The sequence below is a fragment of the Fictibacillus aquaticus genome (assembly GCF_002245695.1).
In the GTDB taxonomy this organism is placed as follows: Bacteria; Bacillota; Bacilli; order Bacillales; family Fictibacillaceae; genus Fictibacillus; species Fictibacillus aquaticus.
In genome coordinates this window covers 1-1,226 of the sequence record NZ_NOII01000098.1, presented here as the reverse complement: position 1 = coordinate 1,226, position 1,226 = coordinate 1, and the positions used below count along the sequence as shown (strand labels likewise).

General features: G+C 40.4%; 1 protein-coding gene. It reads left to right on the top strand.

The genetic code is table 11. From position 1 onward, the window contains the following. Positions 1–728 precede the first annotated feature (728 nt). Positions 729–1,226, top strand: a 498-nt coding sequence (locus CGZ90_RS20210; protein WP_133063633.1) for an NUDIX domain-containing protein, incomplete at its 3' end; no start/stop codon positions are given.

Sequence of the window (1,226 nt, the reverse complement as noted above, 5' to 3'; positions counted from 1 at the left end):
GGAATCGTTGGGATCGGATTCGCCTACTGGCTGTCCGTACCAAAAGCGATCGAGCTTGAGAAGATCGACCGCGCCAACGGAGTTATTCAGCCGCATGAATATGTGGATCCAGATGATGAAGTGCTTGGAAAACAGGAAGACCGGATCATGCCTGAAGTTAAAGGCATGTAAGTATAGTGAAAAAATAGCTCCGTCCGAATGTGGACAGAGCTATTTTTTATGTATACAGGTTGATTAATTAATGAAAGATAAAACACCAATAATCATGGCCAAACAAAATGCGCCAACAAACATTTCTACATAATACGTGTTTGGCTGGGTACGGGTATTTTTGAACTTGTACAGTCTCCAGCCTGCAATACCGCCTGCAAAAGCTCCTAATATGCTGTAGCGGATGAGAGAAATTATGTAATCGGAAAGCGGCACATACTCAGTANNTCAGTAGTGTAGGATTCAACATCAATTGGCGTTATTATTTTATAATCCACGAATAAGACAGATAAAGCTAATGAAAGAAAGAAGCTGTACATTATCCATTTCAGTATCGTTTTCTCCATTTTATCCCCCTTTTCAAAATATTGTCCTAATAATTACTATACAATATTTTACATATACTCACCAAAATTTCTTTGTGGTTTTAGTGTTGACAAATGAGGGGATATAGATTATAAATAAATTAACAATAAACAAAGTGTTAAATATAAAACGAGTTAGCAAGGAGTCCTGCCATGACAAATAAAAAAGCACTAGAACAATATGACGTAAAAAAATACCGCACTCCTGACGGCTACACTTCTGATATCTGTGTTTTTACAATCATTCCAGAAAAAATGGAAGCGTATAAACCGCCTGTTATGGACTTGAAGATTATGCTCATCCAAAGAGCGGCGCTTGATTCTGAAGGAAATGTTAACATCGAGGCGAATAAATGGGCGATACCTGGCGGATTTGTTCAGGATGACGAAACGGCTTTTGAAGCGGCAAAACGGGAGCTTGAAGAAGAGACGAACATATCGGGCATCCATATCAAGCAGTATGGTGTCTACGATAAGCCTGGCCGCGATCCCCGCGGGTGGATCATCTCAAACGCGCATTACGCGATTGTGCCAGACACGTATTTAGCTAAACGGAAGGCGCAGGATGATGCTGCTGAAGTTGCTTTGTTTTCTATAAACGAAGTATTGCAGCTCGACTTGGCATTTGACCATAAAGACATCATAAGCGAC